The organism is Sporofaciens sp. St.21A7, from assembly GCF_059728535.1.
Genome location: NZ_BAAGFN010000001.1, coordinates 4523478 through 4541870, shown reverse-complemented (window position 1 = coordinate 4541870; position 18393 = coordinate 4523478). Strand labels below are relative to the sequence as shown.

The window sequence follows — 18393 nt, the reverse complement described above, 5'->3', positions numbered from 1 at the left end:
AATGAGTACCGTAGAGGACGTACTGGAGTCGCTTGCAAGAACGCAGAAAGGGAATGTGAAATCTTCCATCGAAAACTGCATGACTATTTTATACAGAGATCCGGTGCTGAAAGATGCCATATGTAAAAATGAGCTGACAAACAAAACTGATATTGTAAAGCAGTTATCGTGGAAACGGAACGGGCGCTGTGTCACTGATGTGGATATGTACCAGATTCAGCGATACATAGAAACAAATTATGGTATTTCCAGTGATAAGGCAATTAACAAAGCAATCAGTATTGTTGCAAGCGAAAAAAGCTACCATCCGATTAAAGAATTTCTTGAAAGTCTGCAATGGGATGGAAAAAACAGGATTGCAAATCTTCTTCCACGTTTTCTTGGAGCAGATGATAATGAATATACGAGAGAAGTCATGCGTCTTTTGATGCTGGCGGCAGTCCACCGGATTTATGAGCCGGGCTGTAAGTTTGAGATTATGGTCTGTCTTGTGGGCGGTCAGGGCGCGGGAAAGTCTACATTTTTCCGTTTTCTCGCTGTCGATGATGAATGGTTTACGGACGATCTGAAGCGAATGGACGATGAAAATGTTTACAGCAAGATGCAGGGGCATTGGATCATTGAAATGTCGGAAATGCTTGCTACTGTCAATGCAAAAAGTATTGAAGATATTAAATCGTTTTTGAGCAGGCAGAAAGAAACCTACCGCATTCCATATCAGACTTATGCAGAGGACAGGCCGAGACAGTGTATTTTTGTAGGCACATCAAATAACCTTGATTTTCTTCCGCTGGACAGGACGGGAAACAGAAGGTTTGCGCCTGTTCTGGTTCATCAGGAGCGTGTGGAGAAACATATTCTTGAGGACGAAGAGGAGTCGAGGGAATATGTTGTGCAGGCGTGGGCGGAGGCAATGGTTATCTACAAGAACTGTTCACATGAGCTGAAACTGTCAAAGGAAATGGAAGAGTATCTGAAGGAGATGCAGAAACAGTTTATGCCGGAGGATACAAAGGTGGGCGTTATTCAGGCATGGCTGGATGATTGTACGGAAGAATATGTGTGCAGCGAAATGATTTACAGAGAGGCGCTTCGGCATGAGTACGAGGAACCGAAACAATGGGAGATTAAAGAAATTAACAGTATTATGAATACTTGCATAAATGGGTGGGAGAAAATCAGTTCCCACAGGTTCGGCAGGTACGGACTACAGCGTGGCTGGAAACGTAAAACAGATACACAGGGATTTGCGTCGCTGCCGGATAATGCGCAGACACCTTTTAAGGGGTAAATGGAAAGATGTTTCAAACTCTTTTTTTAGCTGGTTTACGAGGTGCGTTTACATTTTTGTAAACGGTGGGTTTACAGCAGAATATAGGAAAGTCAAGGTTTTCTGACATTTGTAAACGGTGTAAACAGAAAAAACAGAAAACGCAATAATGAGATTAACAACAATATGGAGGGCATTTATTATGCAGAAATATAACAGCAATACAAAAATAGTCATTGGTTTGGATCATGGTTATGGAAACATGAAAACAGCACACAGGGTATTCCGAACAGGGGTAGAATGCTTTGAAGAAGAGCCGATAGTCAGCATGAATTATATCAACTACAAAGATAAGTATTATGTAATCGGGGAAAATCATTTGATTTATCAGGGCAACAAGACTGATTCTCAGGATTTCTTTATCCTTACATTGGCAGGATTAGCGGAAGAATTGAAATTCAGAGGTCTGCATGAGGCGAAAGTGGTGCTGGCGGTTGGGCTTCCACTTGCATGGGCAAAAAGTCAGGCAGCGGATTTCAAGAAATATCTGATGCAGGAACAGGAATTATTTTTCTCATTTCGCAAAGAATGCTACAGAGTGCATTTGTGTGGAGTGGAGGTATTCCCGCAGGGATTTGCGGCGGTATGTAATGCCGGAGTGATGAAAGGCTTCAACATGATAGTGGATATCGGGAATGGCACAATGAACGTGATGCAGATTGTGGACGGCAGACCGTTAGAAAAAAGCCTTGTGACGGACAAATTCGGTGTTTCTATCTGCATGAAAGAAATACAAAAGGAACTGTCTAAATCGGCAGGAGAAAGCATACCGGAGGTTCTGGTTGAGCCGATGTTGATAAACGGGTTACAGGGCAGAGCGGATGCAACCGCAAAGGTGGTAGAGCGAATTGCTGCAGGATATGTAGAGAATATTTTAAAACGCCTGATTGATTATGGATATAAAGAAAATCTGGTGCATCTCTATGTGATTGGCGGAGGCGGCTGCCTGCTCAGGCATTACAGTGATGTTGCTGCAAAAGGGAATGTGACTTTTATTGAGGATATCTGCGCCAATGCAAAAGGATATGAATATCTGGCAATGCAGAAACAGCGCAGGCGGGCAGTGTAGAAATGAGGTTATCGGATGAAAAAGGTCTATAAATGCAGCAATATAAAATTTTGCATGGAGGATGAAAACCAGCGCAGGACATGGGAGTATTTGCAAGGTATTACACGAAAAGATGGTTCTTATGGGAAGATACTTTCTGATGCGTTTATAGCGGTTCTTGACGGGCAGATACAGTCTGAAACTGATGATGTGGTGCATGATTCTGCTATTCTGCTGGAGCAGGATATAGATATTCTTGGGAAGATGCTGGACAGGGTGTTGGAACAGAAATTTCATGAAATGCTCCAAGAACTTCGAAAAGTTTTTGCAGAGCAGATCGGCAACGGTTTCAGTGAATATGTTTCCTCAGTTCATTCTGATGCAGGAAAACTTATGGAAAAGGATGATGCTGATGGAATAGGGCAGATGCAGGAGACAGAATTATCCGAGGATATGATGGCGTTTGCATTTGCAATGGGCGAATAGGCGGTTCCGAATTTTTATATTCGGTACTCAATTTCGAGAAGGGAGCCTATGGAACGGTGCCGGAAAGTCTTTGTTCGGCACCGTCGCCCATAGCGAATGATGGCGGTATTTTGCCGGAATGAGCAGTCTGACGTGGGAATTTTCACGACAGATTACGGATGCCGTCAGGCAGCCGGTGTTTGCCGCCGGCAAACACTACCCTCGGAGAGCGCCTTACTTCTGATGCGTATGCGTCAGAAGTAATAAGGCGTTACTTTTGACAAAAGTAACAAAACCGTAGTTATTCTTTATACATAAAAATATGAGAAAGAGAGTGATGCATTGGCGGCAAAAACAATTTCTTTTCCAAAAGGAAGAGGACATCTTACGCATAACAACAGGGATTTCATTTGCAACAATGTGGTGCCGGAAAGAACAACTTGGAACCGGATATACATACGGGAATCATTAAAAGATGCTTATGAGAAATGCTTCGGACAGGCGCTAAGGGATTATAATGCAACGCAGAAGCGTAAGGACAGGCAGAAAAACGATTATCTGAAAGAGATAGAGAACTCCGGCAATAAGGAAAAGACATTTTATGAAAATATCGTCCAGATAGGAAAAAAGACGGATACTCCGGTTGCGGACGAAAACGGAGTGCTGACAGAGGAGGCAAAAAGGGCGATAGAGGTCTTGGATCGCTACGCAAAGACCTTTCAGGAGCGTAATCCGAATTTATATTTATTTAATTGTGTGATGCATTTGGATGAAGCAACACCGCATCTGCATATAGACTATATTCCAGTAGCAAATGGATATAAAAATGGGATGAAAACTCGCAACAGCCTGACGAAGGCATTTCAGCAAATGGGATTTGCAAAGGCAGTCAGCAGAAAGAAGAATGAAACGGTTGCGTGGCAGGAACGGGAGAGGGAGTATCTGACGGATTTGTGCAGGGAGCATGGGATTGAAATAGAAGTTCTTGGTGTACAGCGGGATAACCTGTCGTTGCCGGAATATAAGGCGGCAATGTGTGAGGTGGAGCAACTGGAACAGCAGGCGGAAGCGCTGGACAGTCAGAATGAGGCATTAGAGAAGCAGAACGATGATTTGACACAGCGTACATCAGAACTTGCCGCACAAGCGCAGGAAATGGAGGCACATAATAATGAGTTGCTTATGCAGGCGCAGGAGCTTACGGAGCAGATTGAAAAAGCAGAACAAAAAGAGAAAGAGGCAAATGAGATTCTTTCTAAACATGATTTAAGGGCAGAAACATTTAAAACGATTTCAAAGGAAGTGAATGCAGAAACAAAAAAGATGAAAAGCGTGGCTGTTCCGATAACCAGTCTTTTTGGTGGAGAGGAATATGTCAAAGTAAAGAAAAGTGACTGGAATAAAATGTTGGATGCTTTCAGTAAAGCAGTATCAAGAAATCATCTTTTGGAAAAGTATGAGAAGAAAATTTCCAGTCTGGAGAAAAAGATAGCTGTGCTTACAGATCAGGTTGAAAAACTAAAGAAGTTTGTAGCATCAAGAGGACTTGGAGAGGCATTTGTAGAATTTATAAAATCGCTTGCCCCAAAGACGATGAAACAAAAGCTGGAAGATGCAAAATTGGATGCGGTTGAACATAACCGCCAGAGAAAAAATCAGCAGGTATTGCCTGAAAAGAATAAGCGGTGGCAGCAGGAAATGTAAGTTTTATAGAAAGAGAGGAAGGGAAAATGAACATAACTTATGAGAAATGTGGAGATTATTTGATACCGAACTTAATTCCCGATCCAGAGCCGGAGGGGGAGTTGAGGAAATTTGGATTGATGCGGAAGTCTTATTTGGAGAATTATAGGAGAGAAATTTATTCGGGATTGTTGTTATCCGGAGAGTTAAAGAAGCATCTGTTGATGATACAGGAATAGGCAGAAGAAAGATTTGATTCGCTGGTGGAGCAGATGGCAATACAGGAGGGAGTGACAGAACAGTTAAAGGCACAGAAACAGGTGCTTTGGGTGCGGAGAATGAATAATATTCGGGCGAGGGTGGAGGAGATTGTGAGGGAAGAAATTATATACACATTATAAAGAATTAGAATGGGGCAGAGGGCATCTGTCCCATTTGTAAGCTTTATGCAATTTTAAGAAGAATCTAAATGACAATTTGGATATTTTGTAGTAAAATTATTTTGGAAAATTATACAAGGAGGTTGTCCGATGATTGACAACAAGAAAGAACAAGAGAGAGAGGAACTTCATCGTACCATATGGAATATGGCGAATGATCTTAGAGGAAGCGTAGACGGTTGGGATTTCAAACAGTATGTGTTAGGCATGCTGTTTTATAGATATATTTCTGAAAATTTTGTTAGATATGTAAACGCTGGAGAAATTGAGGCAGGGAATGCTGATTTTGATTATGCTAATCTTTCTGACAGTGATGCAGAGCCTGCAAGAGAAGAATTGGTTGATACAAAGGGTTATTTTATTTTGCCGAGTGAACTGTTCTGCAATGTGAGGGAAAAGGCACCACAGGACGAGAACTTGAACGAAACACTTGAAAAGGTGTTCCGAAATATAGAAAGTTCTGCACAAGGACATGACAGCGAAGATGACTTAAAAGGTCTGTTTGATGACCTTGATGTAAACAGCAACAAGCTTGGTGGAACAGTGGAAAAGAGAAATGCGAAACTGGTAAAACTCCTGAATGGTGTTGCTGAGATGAAGTTGGGAGATTACCAGGACAACACCATTGATGCATTTGGTGATGCTTATGAATATTTAATGGGTATGTATGCATCCAATGCCGGAAAAAGTGGCGGAGAGTATTATACTCCGCAGGAGGTTTCTGAACTTCTGACAAGAATTACGGTGCTTGGAAAGAAAAATGTAAATAAAGTGTACGATCCGGCATGTGGCAGTGGATCACTGCTTCTTAAATTTGCAAAGGTTTTAGGAAAAGAGAATGTTCGACAAGGATTTTTCGGACAGGAAATTAATATTACTACATATAATCTTTGCCGTATCAATATGTTCTTGCATGATATTGGCTATGAGAAGTTTAATATTGGACATGGCGATACATTGATAGAACCTCTGCATTGGGACGATGAGCCTTTTGAGGCGATTGTTTCTAATCCACCGTATTCGATTAAGTGGGAAGGAGACGATAATCCCATTCTTATCAATGATGAAAGATTTTCTCCGGCAGGTGTGCTTGCGCCAAAGTCAAAGGCTGACCTTGCATTTATTATGCACTCATTATCATGGCTTGCGACAAATGGAGTGGCTGCTATTGTATGTTTTCCAGGGGTAATGTATCGGGGTGGTGCAGAAAAGAAGATTCGAAAATATTTGATCGATAATAACTATGTGGAGTGCATTATTCAGTTGCCGGGCAATCTGTTTTTTGGTACAAGTATTGCAACCTGCATTATGGTTCTGAAAAAGAGCAAATCAGAAAATAGTACATTATTTATTGATGCATCAAAAGAATGTGTAAAGATTACAAACAATAACAAACTCACAAGTGAGAATATAGAGAATATTCTAAATGCCTATGAGGCAAGAGCAGATAAAGAGCATTATGCAACGGTGGTTGTAAATGACAGGATTGCTGAAAATGATTATAACCTTTCAGTTTCCTCTTATGTGGAGCAGGAAGATACAAGAGAAAAAATAGATATTAAGGTACTGAATGCCGAGATTGAACAGATTGTAGCGAGAGAGCAGGCACTTCGGGATGAAATTGCTAAAATCATCGCAGAAATCGAGGTGGATATTGATGAGTAAATTGAATGAACTAATACAAGAACTTTGTCCAGATGGGGTGGTGTATAGAGCGTTTGGAAAAATGGCACAGATTGTTAGAGGAGCGTCACCACGACCAATTAAAAATTATATTACAGATGACAGCAATGGGGTAAATTGGATTAAGATTGGAGATGTTGCGGTTGGAGATAAATATATTAGAAAAAGTGCTGAGAAGATTACAGAGGAAGGAGCACTAAAATCAAGATTTGTAAAAAAAGGTGATTTTATTTTATCAAACTCAATGAGCTTTGGTAGACCATATATTTTGGATATAGATGGCTGTATTCATGATGGCTGGTTAGCAATTAGTAAGTTTCAAAATTACTATATAACAGACTTTTTGTATTACTTATTAAATTCAACAGATATACAAAATGAAATGAAAAAAAGAGCCTCTTTTGGAGGTGCAGTACAAAATTTAAATGCAGATATTGTAAAGGCAATACGTTTGCCTGTACCTCCGTTGGAGGTACAACGTGAAATAGTCCATATTTTGGACTCTTTCACGTTACTTACAGCCGAGCTTACAGCCGAGCTTACAGCTCGGAAGAAACAATATGAGTTTTACCGGGATAAAGTACTTTCTTACAATAAAGAGCATCCTATAAAATCACTTTCTGATTTGGGAAAATGGTCAGGCGGAAAGACTCCAAATATGGCTGAAAAGAGCTTTTGGGAGGATGGTACAGTTCCTTGGATTTCATCTAAAGATATGAAAGCATCAACATTGTATGATACTCAGGATCATATTACAGAAAAAGCTGTGGAAGAAACATCTATGACGATGCATCCGGCTAATAGTATTGCAGTGGTAACTCGATCTGGAATTTTAAAACATACATTTCCGGTTGCTTATATTCCTTTTGAAACTACTGTAAATCAAGATATTAAAATTCTTGTGGTTAATGAAGATATTCTTCCACGTTATGCGTTTCACGTTATTCAGGGAAAGGGAAGAGATATTCTTGCAAAAACAAAAAAGCAGGGGGGAACAGTGGATTCTTTAGACTTTCAGAAAGTTCTTGCATATAAGGTTCCGGTTCCATCTATAGAAGTGCAGAAAAAGTTAGTTGAGGCGTTGGATAATTTTGAAAAAATCTGTAACGATTTGGATATCGGACTTCCGGCAGAAATAGAGGCGAGGAAAAAACAGTATGAATATTATCGAGATGTGTTGTTGACATTCGCTGAATGCGGCGAGACAATTCTTGACAGACAGACAGACAGACAGACAGACAGACAGACAGACAGACAGACAGACAGACAGACAGACAGACAGACAGACAGACAGACAGACAGACAGACAGACAGACAGACAGACAGACAGACAGACAGACAGACAGACAGACAGACAGACAGACAGACAGACAGACAGACAGACAGACAGACAGACAGACAGACAGACAGACAGACAGACAGACAGACAGACAGACAGAATGTAATTAGATTGATCCAGTATGTATTTGGCGCTATTTATTTAGAACTTGGAAGTGTGGTAAAAGTATTTCGCGGTGAATATATAACAAAAAAGGATACGGCTAGTGGGGATATTCCTGTCATTTTAGGCGGTCAGGAACCAGCTTATTATATTGATAAGTCTAATCATAAAGGAGAAGTCGTTGTTGTGGCTCGCAGCGGTGCTTCTGCTGGATTTGTTTCATACTGGAATCAGCCTATTTTCATAACAGATGGATTTGGGTATGATGCAGACGAAAATACTCTTATTCCAAAATATTTATATTATGTTATGAAAAATATGGAGAAACAATTTAACGATATGAAACGTGGCGCAGGTGTACCGCATATTAGTGGTGCTACACTGTTGGAAACGAAAATACCCATTATATCTTTATCTGAGCAAGAACGTATTGTTGCAATTTTGGATCGTTTTGAGGCGCTTTGCAATGATATTTCAGAAGGACTTCCGGCAGAGATAGAAGCAAGGCAGAAGCAATATGAGTATTATAGAGATAAGCTATTAAATTTTAAAGAAAAGATATGAGTTCATTTAAGTAGGAGAAAACAATGGATAAATTGACTTTTCGGAATACATATTGGAATTATTATAAGCAATTGGAAAGTGATTTCTTTTCATATAGTCCATATTGCGAAGTTGATGAGTGCAATGATGATGCCTTTTCGGTAAGATATTTGCAGCTTTATTTATCTATATGTGGTGAAATTGATACTATTTGTAAAAGATTTTGTAAATTGCTGGATGATAATCTGGAATTGAATAGATGTGGAATCAAGAATTATATCTCTATTTTAAATCGAGAGTATCCGACAATCGCAGAGGAAAAAGTAAAGTTGTTAAATTATAAATACAATGAAATGCAACCATGGCAATCTATTAAGGATGATGAAGTACCGAGTTGGTGGACTACATATAATGCTATTAAACACCATAGGGATGAAATAAAAAATGGGAAAGAAAATTATAAGTGCGCAAATCAGAAAAATGTGATAAATGCATTATGTGCGTTATATGTTCTGATTGAATATTGGGCAGCAAAGAATTTTGCTATAGATAAAAATGAAACACAAAATTCAGTTATGATTTTGTTTGTATCTAAGAAATTGAGATTGATTCATTGGAATTTTTATGAGTCATTTATAGGGGAGTGGTTCAATACAAAAAGATTCTATGAATATTTAGAAAAGAAGGTAGTATAATGAGCACATTCAATATGGTTGCATCCATGAATGAAAGTACGGTGGTGGCAGAGTATACATCGGAGAGCAGGCGTTCCGACAGTTATCAAAGTGAGGCGGAGCTTGAAAAAGAGTTTATCCGTATGCTGACGGAACAGAGTTATGAATATTTGCAAATCCATTCAGAAGCTGAGTTGATAGAAAATCTTAAACATAAGCTGGGGCAGTTGAATGGCTATGATTTCACGGATAGCGAGTGGGAGAGATTTTTCCGGGAACATATTGCAAATGCTAACGAGGGTATTGTAGAGAAGACGCGTACCATTCAAGAGGATTATACAAAGGTTTTAAAGCGTGATGACGGAAGTACGAAGAATATCAGGCTGATCGATAAAGGGAACATACATAACAATCGCTTGCAAGTGATTAATCAGTACGAAGTGCCGGGAAAAATAGGAAATGCTACGGAAGATGCGAAAAATCCGGCTAATTATGATAACCGCTATGATGTAACGATTCTTGTCAATGGTTTGCCGATTGTCCATATAGAGCTAAAAAGGCGTGGAGTTGCAATCAGAGAAGCGTTCAATCAGATTAACCGTTATCAGCGTGATAGTTTTTGGAGCGGGTGTGGGCTGTATGAGTATGTGCAGATTTTTATTATCTCGAACGGCACAAATACAAAGTATTATTCTAACACCACAAGGTTTTCTCATTTAAAGGAACAGGAGAAAGGTTCCAGTAAAGGGAAAAAGACAAGTAATAGTTTTGAATTTACTTCCTTTTGGGCAGATGCAAATAACAAAGTGATACCTGATCTTGTAGATTTTACAAAAACTTTTTTATCCAAGCATACTCTTCTGAATATTTTGACAAAGTATTGTGTATTTACCACAGAAGAACTGCTCCTTGTTATGCGTCCGTATCAGATAGCAGCTACGGAGAAAATATTAAACCGTATAGAGATAGCTGCGAATTATAAGAAATTGGGAACGCTTGACGCAGGAGGGTATGTCTGGCACACAACTGGAAGTGGAAAGACACTGACTTCCTTTAAGACAGCACAGCTCGCAAGCCAGCTCAATTTTGTTGATAAAGTGCTGTTTGTAGTTGACAGAAAAGACCTTGATTATCAGACAATGAAAGAATATGACCGTTTTCAGAAGGGAGCAGCGAACAGCAACACATCTACTGCAATTTTGCAGAGACAGTTGGAAAACAAGGACAAGAACGGTAATTATCACGAGTACAAGATCATTATAACCACCATTCAGAAATTAGACGGATTTATCCGCAAAAACAAAGGACACGAAGTATTTGACAAGCATATTGTCCTGATATTTGATGAATGTCACAGGTCGCAGTTCGGGGATATGCACACAGCGATTGTCAAGAACTTTAAGAAGTATCATATCTTTGGGTTCACGGGGACACCGATATTTTCGGTCAATGCAGGAAGCGGCAAACACGCTGATCTGCGTACCACACCGCAGGCTTTTGGCGAAAAGTTGCATACATATACAATCGTTGATGCTATTAATGATGGAAATGTACTTCCATTTCGTATTGATTATATTAAAACTATCAAGGACAGCGATAAAGCAAAGGACAAACAGGTATCGGCAATAGATACAGAAAAGGCACTTTTAAATCAGTCGCGTATTAGCGAAATTGTATCCTACATATTAGGACATTTTTATCAAAAGACAAAGCGTAATCGGGGAGACAGTTTCGTATTTTCTATTTTGGAAAATGTGGAAGAAGTGGCTACAGCAAAGAATAGAATCGAGATAGAGGAAAAGAAGAATAAAATTCGTATAAAAGGTTTTAACTCCATATTTGCAGTAAGCTCCATAGCGGCTGCAAAGCTCTATTATACAGAATTTAAGCACCAAATGGGGAACTTGCCAGAGACGAAAAGGCTCCGGATTGCCACAATATTCAGTTATGGTGTCAATGAGGCGGAGAATGATGATTTTGTGGTAGACGAAAATTCTGAGAATACAGACGGACTGGATCAAAGCTCACGGGATTTTCTGGAAAGCGCTATTGATGATTATAATAAGCTGTTTTCTACTACCTACGATACCTCAAGCGACAAGTTCCAAAACTATTATAAAGATGTATCGCTTAGAATGAAAAACCGGGAGATTGATATTTTAATTGTTGTAAATATGTTCCTTACCGGATTTGATGCGACAACGCTGAATACTCTTTGGGTGGATAAGAATTTAAAGTACCATGGACTTCTGCAGGCGTTCTCCCGTACCAACAGGATTCTCAATTCGGTAAAGACATTTGGAAATATAGTCTGTTTCCGTAACTTGGAGCAGGAAACAAATGATGCGATTGCACTTTTTGGGAATAAAGAGGCAGGCGGTATTGTTCTGCTGAAAAACTATGCAAGTTATTATAATGGATATGATGAAAACGGAAAACACTATGAGGGATATGCAGAGCTGATTGACAAGCTGCAGACCCTATTTCCCCTTGGGCATTTTTCGGAATTAGGAGAGCAGGACAAGAAAAAATTTATATCTTTGTATGGTGCAATTTTGAAAATGAGGAATATCCTCTCAACCTTTGATGATTTTGTTGGGCAAGAGATACTTTCACCACGGGATTTTCAAGATTATCAGAGCGAGTATATAGATCTTTATCACGAGTTCAAGCCCAAAAAGGGGGGAAAGGAAAATATTAATGATGACATTGTATTTGAGATCGAACTTATAAAGCAGGTCGAGGTCAATATTGATTATATTTTAATGCTTGTGAAGAAGTATCAGAAAGACGGGAATAAGGATAAAGAGATTGTAGTTACGATTGAAAAAGCAGTCAATTCAAGCTTGAACCTGCGAAGCAAAATAGCGCTTATCAGAGAATTTTTGTTAAGGGTTAATGCTGATACCGAGGTTGACGGGGAGTGGCTGAAATATGTTGATGAGCAACGGGAAAATGACCTTGTTGCAATTATAAAAGATGAAAAGCTAAAGGATAAGGAAACACATATTTTTATCGAAAATTCTTTTCATGACGGAGTATTAAAAACTACGGGTACAGATGTTGATGCGATAATGCCTGCAGTATCAAGATTTGGCAGTGGCAGTGCAGGGAACCGCAGTGAAATGAAGAAAAGAGTTATTGACAGGTTGCTTGCGTATTTTGAGAAGTATTTGGATTTAGTTGGGGTAAAATAATTTTGTTTGTATTTTTGAAATTCGCTACATGAGTGTAGCGAATTAGAAAAGGTATATGTCGAAAACAGAAGTTATGGGATGTGCTATTTTATTTTGAGAAATTTGCAGATGTTTTGCGAGAACTGTAACATAAAAAGGTTGTAAAGTGGAGAAATGGGAATGATACATTTTTATAAGGAACAAGTAGAATTTGCGGTAAAATTATTAGAAATAAAAAGCAAATATGATGATATAAAAGCATCGAAGGATGTAACTGAAATAAATACTATGATTAATATTGCAAAGCCAACTGTGGAGTTTGTCAATGCGGCGAAACAGTTAGATAAAAGAATCAATGCGGACTATCCAGAAATCAAGGAAATGCATAACATAGCATCAAACATGGCAAATCCTGTAAGTATATGTCAGGACAAGTCATTTTCTGAATATGATGCAATTTTAAAAGATTTGAATAGTGACTTATATGGAATTTTAGCATCTGTATTATTAAAACATGGGAAGATCTCTTGTATTAAAGAGTTTATTGAAACCGTTGATTAATATTTATCAAATTGAATTCGCTACACGCATGTAGCGAATTGAGGAGAATGAAAATGGCGAATACAGAATTGATGGATACAGAAGATGAACTGAAATTTTATCAGGATGTTCATGCGATATTGGATGAGGCAAAAAGTAAAACATATGAAGCGGCTAATAATATCATGACATATACATATTGGAATGTCGGAAAAAGAATTATTGAGCAGGAACAAAAGGGCAATAGAAAAGCAAAGTACGGTTCATATCTTATAAAACGTCTTTCGCAAGAATTGTCCAATAAATATGGCACAGGATTTTCAGTTGCCAATATTAGGAATTGCAGACAATTATATTTGACATTTCCAAAGGAATCCTACGGTTATTCATTGATTGGGAAAATTCATTGGTCACATCTTAGAACTATTATGCGATTGGATAATGAAGAAGAGCGGAATTTTTATTTGAATGAGGTTGCAAATGAATACTGGTCTGTCAAGGAATTGGAACGCAATATAAAATCAGGTTATTTTAAACGGATTCTCTCGACGCAATTTCCTGAGAAAATTGGGCAGACACCTAAATTTGTAAAAGATCCGTATGTGTTAGAATTTATGGGTATAAAAGATGATAGTGCAGTTATTGAAAAGGATGTAGAAAATGCAATTATCAGTAATTTGCAGAAATTTTTGTTAGAGATGGGGCGGGGATTTTGCTTTGTAGACAGGCAGATGCATATATGTACTGAAACATCAGATTTTTATATCGACTTAGTGTTTTACAATTATATACTGAAATGCTTTGTGTTGATAGATTTGAAAACTCATAAGCTGACTCATCAGGATATTGGGCAAATGGATATGTATATCAGAATGTTTGATGATCTAAAAAGACAGTCAGATGATAATCCGACTATTGGTATTATCTTTTGCACAGATAAAGATGAAACGATGGTAAAGTATTCCGTTTTGAACGAGAGTGAACAGATATTTGCATCTAAGTATATGACTGTGTTGCCTACGGTAGAAGAACTAAGAAATGAGTTGGAACGTAATCAATTAATGTATATTGATGAGAATAAGAGATAGTAAATTGTCTATACAGTGTGTAGCCAATTTGAAACAAGCTATATTTGTGAAAATTGTTTTAGAGAATAGTTAAACGGAGGATAATGGTAATATGAGTGTGATTGTGGGCAAAGAGCTAAAAGATTGGTGTGATTCATTGAATGTTGGAAGTTTGAATGATTATGAAATAACGGTAGCTAATATTATTATAAATCATTATAGTGACCTTATGACAGCTGGAGGAACAGCTAATGGAAAAAGGGCAAATAAATTTGTGGAATATGTAAATGCAAAAAAAGGTATTTGTGACAAGAATCTAGATATAATGTCGGTTGGCACAATGGAGGAAACTGGAAAAATAAAAAGACTGAAAAAGTTGTCTTTAAGTTCATTTAGAGGTTTTGCCATTAGTAGGGAGTTTGATTTAAACAAACAGTATGTTTTTTTATATGGACCAAATGGTTCTGGAAAATCAAGTTTTAGTGAAGCATTGGAATATGGTTTGCTTGGAGCAATCCAAGAGGCAGAGGCAAGTAAAATTAAGTTATCTACTTATATAAAAAATGCATCGACGGGAAAAGGAAAGGCGCCTCAAATTATATGTATATATGAAGATGATACAGAAGGTGTTGTAGCCGCAAATTATGGATTATACAGATTTGCGTTTGTTGAAAAAAATAGAATTTCAGATTTTTCCCACATTAGTGTTTTAAATTCCAAAACACAAAGTGAGAGAATTTCTGCCTTATTTGGATTATCAGTATTTAACGATTTTGTACAAGGATTTACTTTAAATTTTGATGATAAATATTTACCAGTAAAATCGTCAACAGAGGATTCGTTTAGGGAAGGAAAAGCACTTAGGGATTCCAAAGAAAATCAAATGCAGACAACTAAGGAAGAACTGCAAAATATTCAAAATATTAGTCAGGATACAATTAAAAAGTTAGGGAAACCTGAAATCACGGATATCGATGTAGCTTTGGATTATATTCAGCATCCTCAAAAAGGAATTTTAACTATTAAGATTGCTGAACGAGAAAAAAGTCATAAAGAATTACTTATAGCCGATGAAATTGATATCTTGAAAAACAATGCAAATGAAATTTATAAAAATATTGAAAATGTGATAGAGTGTAGGAATAAATTATGTGATAGAGCAATGCAAGTAAACTATAAATCATTGTATGAGGCAATAGAGAATTTACAAGAAACAGATGCTTGTCCAGCATGTGGTACTCCAATAGAAAATGCAATAAGAAATCCATTTTTATATGCTAGGGAACAATTAAATTCATTTTCGGAATTAGAAAGAATACAGGAAAATATAAATAACTATGTAAGAGATATAAAATTAAAGATTCAAGAAATGATAAAATTCTTTTCAAAAAATACTCAGTTAATTCATCAGTTGAACATTGATATAAGTGATGCGGTTTCCGTAGATATTGATGAAATAAAATTAATGGGTGAAAAAGTTGTAAAATGGAAAACTTTATGCAGAGAAATTTCTGATGTTGATAAAGTTTCTGCTATTGCCCAAATTGATAAATATAATGATGATGCAAAAAAATCAAATGATTTATATGAGGAACAAGTAAAAAAACTTAGTGAATTAAACAACCAATTATTAGCACTAAAAACGCAGATATGTGAGAAAAAACAGCAAATTGAATTATTTAAGAAGGAAATTCAGGAGTTTGATAATCAAAGTGTAGAAATACTAAAGAAGATAAAGCAAGAAAAGGATTTATGCAAATTTAATGAAGGAATTATTGAAGCATATGGCAAAATAATAAACAATATCATTTTATATAACAATGAATTACCAAAGAAAATAGCAAAAGATTTAGAAGAAAAAATTATTGATTATTATAATGTCATAAATCAAGATGATGCTGATTTTGAAAAGATAAAAGAAATTGAATTGCCGGATGCGCAATCGGACAAACTAAATATCATATTCAAAGATGGAAGTAGAGCTGAGGCATTGCAGGTACTTAGTGAGGGGCATATAAAGATTCTTGGATTATCTATACTTTTAGCCAAAGCTGTGCATGATAAATTGAACTTCATTGTTTTCGATGATATTGTTAATGCCATAGATGATGACCATAGAAATGGTGTTGCCGATTTGCTGATGAATCATACGGATTTTAGTGATATCCAAATTATTTTGTCAACACATGGGGATCAATTCATTGTTAAATTACAAGATAAGCTTGGAAAATCGCGTTATAATAAAGCTGCTATAACTTATAAATTTATTCCCGCAGATTCACTGATTGAAAGGGGAGTTGTTGCTGAGTATTCTGATGCGAAAGCGCCTTTAGATGCGGCAGAAAAGAAATATGAAGAAAATGAGATTAAAGATTCGGCATCGAAGTGCCGTCAGGCAATGGAATGTATAGCATATAATTTATGGAACGTGATTGCTAAAACACCAAATGGGATGATTTCAGTTGGCATTCGTAGTCCTAAGGCAATTCCAGACTTGAGTTCCATTATTGAGGCGCTAATTAAAAAGACGAATAAAATGGAAGGGATGGAAGATATACATACTGAATTGGTCTGCTTGAAAGAGGATAGCAATTGGCGAGTTTTTAATAAAGGGACGCATTATGAAGATGAACAGAAAGAATTTGAACGTTCCGAGGTAAAAAATGTTATAGAACATCTAAATAAGTTAGATGATTTGGTTAGAAATGTCAAAATTGTAGAAAAGGTTGTGAATCAAGAGGAACAATTAAAAAAATAAAGTGGGTACAAAATGGGTACGCCAGCTTCAGAACCACATAAACAATCAACAAAAACGTATCAAAATGATACGTTTTTTGTAAGAAAAAGCAATGTAAAACAGGAATTGCAACGGACAGGAAAAAGAGTTCGAATAAACAAAAATGCTTAGTAAACCTAGTGTTTATGCGGGTTTGCGGACTTTGGAAAGGTCTTTTGATAACAAATTGATAACAGTCGTTTGGGTGCGATTATTCTTACTGTCAGGTGGTTTGTTGGTGGGAGAATGATTTGCAAGAGGTTTGGACGGCTGAAATAAATCCATATTAGAAACGCCCTTAGCTGTGGGTAGGAACTCATGGCTAAGGGCGTTTTGTTGTGTTTTTTGATTAGTGAATTGGGGTGATGGTTAAAGCGGTTTTTCCATAATGTAATTCGTCAAGGGGATATTTGACCTGATTACCTGCTGTTCTTTAATTATGTTATATCCTCTGTGAAGAAAGAACGGCTTTGCAGTGATGGAAGCATGTGTGGTTATTTTGCTTACCTCAAAAGCGTGTTCCAGTTTATCGCAGATAGCGGCGGCAATCCCTTGGCTTTGATAGTCCTTGTGGACATAAAGTCTGTCAAGGTAGCCTGTTTTGTCAATATCGCCAAACCCTGCTATGATGCCGCCTTTTATGGCAACAAGTGAGAAATGCTCGGATAAAGACAGGTTCCATTCATTTATGTCTACATTGCCAGTTGCCCAGACGTTTAACTGTTGGTCTGTATAGTCTTTGGCATTTATGGAATGGACAGTCTGATAAAACAGCTCCGCTAAGTATTTACAGTCCGAGGGGCGGTATTCTCTGATAATCACGTTTTTTACACCTTCCAATCTGGATTGGTTAGTCTGGCAGCTTGTCTTTGAACGCTTCGACTAAGGCATCGCTCAATTCATCAGAGGGAGATTTCGCCCAATGCTGCGTGGTGTCAAACTTCGGGTAATTGTACCGCCACTGGTCGTAATCTTCCCTGCTGATTTCCTCGGCAGAGAGCTTGTCTGCCTGCTCTTTCCAAGCAGAGAGCATTTTCAGCAGTTCGGCGGCATCCTTATTTTTGTCTTTGTTGACTTTTAAGCGGATTTCACCGTCTGATTCACTGATGGTAAGACCGTAAATGTCCTCAAGGGTAAATAAGGTGTGCATAAGCCCGATGTAACTGTCAATGTCGGGTATGTCAAGAGCCTGCGGCGCAACGTCAAGAGCCTGCGCCAGTGTAGCCGTCAAGTCTGCCTTTGGCTTGCGTGAGCCAGTTTCATACTGTGCCAGACGTACGTCTGCGCTCCGTTCGGGAAACCCGACAAGCATGCCAAGATATTTCTGTGTCATGCCCCGCATGATGCGGAAAAAATGTATTCTTTCGCCAATTGCCATGATGTTTCACTCCTTGTTTTTATGTTTATGAGGAGTATAGCATATATGTTTAGATAAAGTCAAGCATAGGAGAAACAAAAAAGTTTAATATTTTCTTGCAAACCTATTGACAGTAGCAAAAATGTTTAGTGTTATGAATTAAGCAAAAA

At 37.8% G+C, this 18393-nt stretch carries 13 protein-coding genes and 1 pseudogene; 12 read left to right on the top strand and 2 right to left on the bottom strand.

Going from position 1 to position 18393, the window contains the following annotated elements; genetic code table 11:
- The first annotated feature begins 1 nt into the window (after position 1).
- From AC6I3O_RS22580 to AC6I3O_RS22525, 12 genes and pseudogenes are all read left to right on the top strand, one after another.
- Positions 2-1291 (top strand): virulence-associated E family protein, encoded by a 1290-nt coding sequence (locus tag AC6I3O_RS22580; protein WP_497853571.1) that lies wholly within the window; start codon positions 2-4, stop codon positions 1289-1291.
- Between the two features lie 181 nt (positions 1292-1472).
- On the top strand, positions 1473-2399 hold the full coding sequence (locus AC6I3O_RS22575) for a ParM/StbA family protein (protein WP_497852778.1): 927 nt from the start codon (positions 1473-1475) through the stop codon (positions 2397-2399).
- A gap of 15 nt (positions 2400-2414) precedes the next feature.
- Complete coding sequence (locus tag AC6I3O_RS22570) at positions 2415-2864, top strand: hypothetical protein (RefSeq protein WP_497852777.1); 450 nt, start codon at positions 2415-2417, stop codon at positions 2862-2864.
- 321 nt (positions 2865-3185) lie between these two features.
- Positions 3186-4547, top strand: coding sequence for a plasmid recombination protein (locus AC6I3O_RS22565; RefSeq protein ID WP_497852776.1), 1362 nt, complete (start codon positions 3186-3188; stop codon positions 4545-4547).
- A 26-nt stretch (positions 4548-4573) separates the two neighbouring features.
- Positions 4574-4927, top strand: a pseudogene (locus AC6I3O_RS22560) (TnpV protein).
- A 129-nt stretch (positions 4928-5056) separates the two neighbouring features.
- On the top strand, positions 5057-6631 hold the full coding sequence (locus AC6I3O_RS22555) for a type I restriction-modification system subunit M (protein WP_497852775.1): 1575 nt from the start codon (positions 5057-5059) through the stop codon (positions 6629-6631).
- Positions 6624-8654, top strand: coding sequence for a restriction endonuclease subunit S (locus tag AC6I3O_RS22550; protein ID WP_497852774.1), 2031 nt, complete (start codon positions 6624-6626; stop codon positions 8652-8654). Before AC6I3O_RS22555 ends, AC6I3O_RS22550 begins: the two co-directional genes overlap by 8 nt.
- A 23-nt stretch (positions 8655-8677) precedes the next feature.
- Positions 8678-9328, top strand: a complete 651-nt coding sequence (locus tag AC6I3O_RS22545; protein ID WP_497852773.1) for a hypothetical protein — start codon at positions 8678-8680, stop codon at positions 9326-9328.
- Positions 9328-12504: a type I restriction endonuclease subunit R gene (locus AC6I3O_RS22540; RefSeq protein ID WP_497852772.1), complete on the top strand. Its 3177-nt coding sequence runs from the start codon at positions 9328-9330 to the stop codon at positions 12502-12504. Before AC6I3O_RS22545 ends, AC6I3O_RS22540 begins: the two co-directional genes overlap by 1 nt.
- 159 nt (positions 12505-12663) lie before the next feature.
- The gene (locus AC6I3O_RS22535; RefSeq protein WP_497852771.1) at positions 12664-13044 is read left to right on the top strand and encodes a hypothetical protein; all 381 of its coding nucleotides are present in this window, start codon (positions 12664-12666) and stop codon (positions 13042-13044) included.
- Between the two features lie 53 nt (positions 13045-13097).
- Positions 13098-14111 (top strand): PDDEXK nuclease domain-containing protein, encoded by a 1014-nt coding sequence (locus AC6I3O_RS22530; RefSeq protein WP_497852770.1) that lies wholly within the window; start codon positions 13098-13100, stop codon positions 14109-14111.
- A 91-nt stretch (positions 14112-14202) separates the two neighbouring features.
- Positions 14203-16848 carry an AAA family ATPase gene (locus AC6I3O_RS22525; RefSeq protein WP_497852769.1) on the top strand — a complete coding sequence of 882 codons (2646 nt, stop codon included), beginning with the start codon at positions 14203-14205 and terminating at the stop codon, positions 16846-16848.
- 387 nt (positions 16849-17235) lie between these two features.
- Here AC6I3O_RS22525 and AC6I3O_RS22520 read toward each other — a convergent pair whose 3' ends face one another.
- Together AC6I3O_RS22520 and AC6I3O_RS22515 are read right to left on the bottom strand one after the other, a co-directional pair.
- Positions 17236-17688 (bottom strand): GNAT family N-acetyltransferase, encoded by a 453-nt coding sequence (locus AC6I3O_RS22520; protein WP_135991689.1) that lies wholly within the window; start codon positions 17686-17688, stop codon positions 17236-17238.
- A 28-nt stretch (positions 17689-17716) separates the two neighbouring features.
- Positions 17717-18244 carry a helix-turn-helix domain-containing protein gene (locus tag AC6I3O_RS22515; protein WP_497852768.1) on the bottom strand — a complete coding sequence of 176 codons (528 nt, stop codon included), beginning with the start codon at positions 18242-18244 and terminating at the stop codon, positions 17717-17719.
- Positions 18245-18393: the final 149 nt, after the last annotated feature.

Bases quoted from the DNA above. Each gene is read 5' to 3' on its own strand.
- AC6I3O_RS22545 (WP_497852773.1), top strand. From the start codon at position 8,678: ATGGATAAATTGACTTTTCGGAATACATATTGGAATTATTATAAGCAA.
- AC6I3O_RS22515 (WP_497852768.1), bottom strand. From the start codon at position 18,244: ATGGCAATTGGCGAAAGAATACATTTTTTCCGCATCATGCGGGGCATG.
- AC6I3O_RS22535 (WP_497852771.1), top strand. From the start codon at position 12,664: ATGATACATTTTTATAAGGAACAAGTAGAATTTGCGGTAAAATTATTA.
- AC6I3O_RS22550 (WP_497852774.1), top strand. From the start codon at position 6,624: ATGAGTAAATTGAATGAACTAATACAAGAACTTTGTCCAGATGGGGTG.
- AC6I3O_RS22570 (WP_497852777.1), top strand. From the start codon at position 2,415: ATGAAAAAGGTCTATAAATGCAGCAATATAAAATTTTGCATGGAGGAT.
- AC6I3O_RS22530 (WP_497852770.1), top strand. From the start codon at position 13,098: ATGGCGAATACAGAATTGATGGATACAGAAGATGAACTGAAATTTTAT.
- AC6I3O_RS22580 (WP_497853571.1), top strand. From the start codon at position 2: ATGAGTACCGTAGAGGACGTACTGGAGTCGCTTGCAAGAACGCAGAAA.
- AC6I3O_RS22575 (WP_497852778.1), top strand. From the start codon at position 1,473: ATGCAGAAATATAACAGCAATACAAAAATAGTCATTGGTTTGGATCAT.
- AC6I3O_RS22525 (WP_497852769.1), top strand. From the start codon at position 14,203: ATGAGTGTGATTGTGGGCAAAGAGCTAAAAGATTGGTGTGATTCATTG.
- AC6I3O_RS22555 (WP_497852775.1), top strand. From the start codon at position 5,057: ATGATTGACAACAAGAAAGAACAAGAGAGAGAGGAACTTCATCGTACC.
- AC6I3O_RS22540 (WP_497852772.1), top strand. From the start codon at position 9,328: ATGAGCACATTCAATATGGTTGCATCCATGAATGAAAGTACGGTGGTG.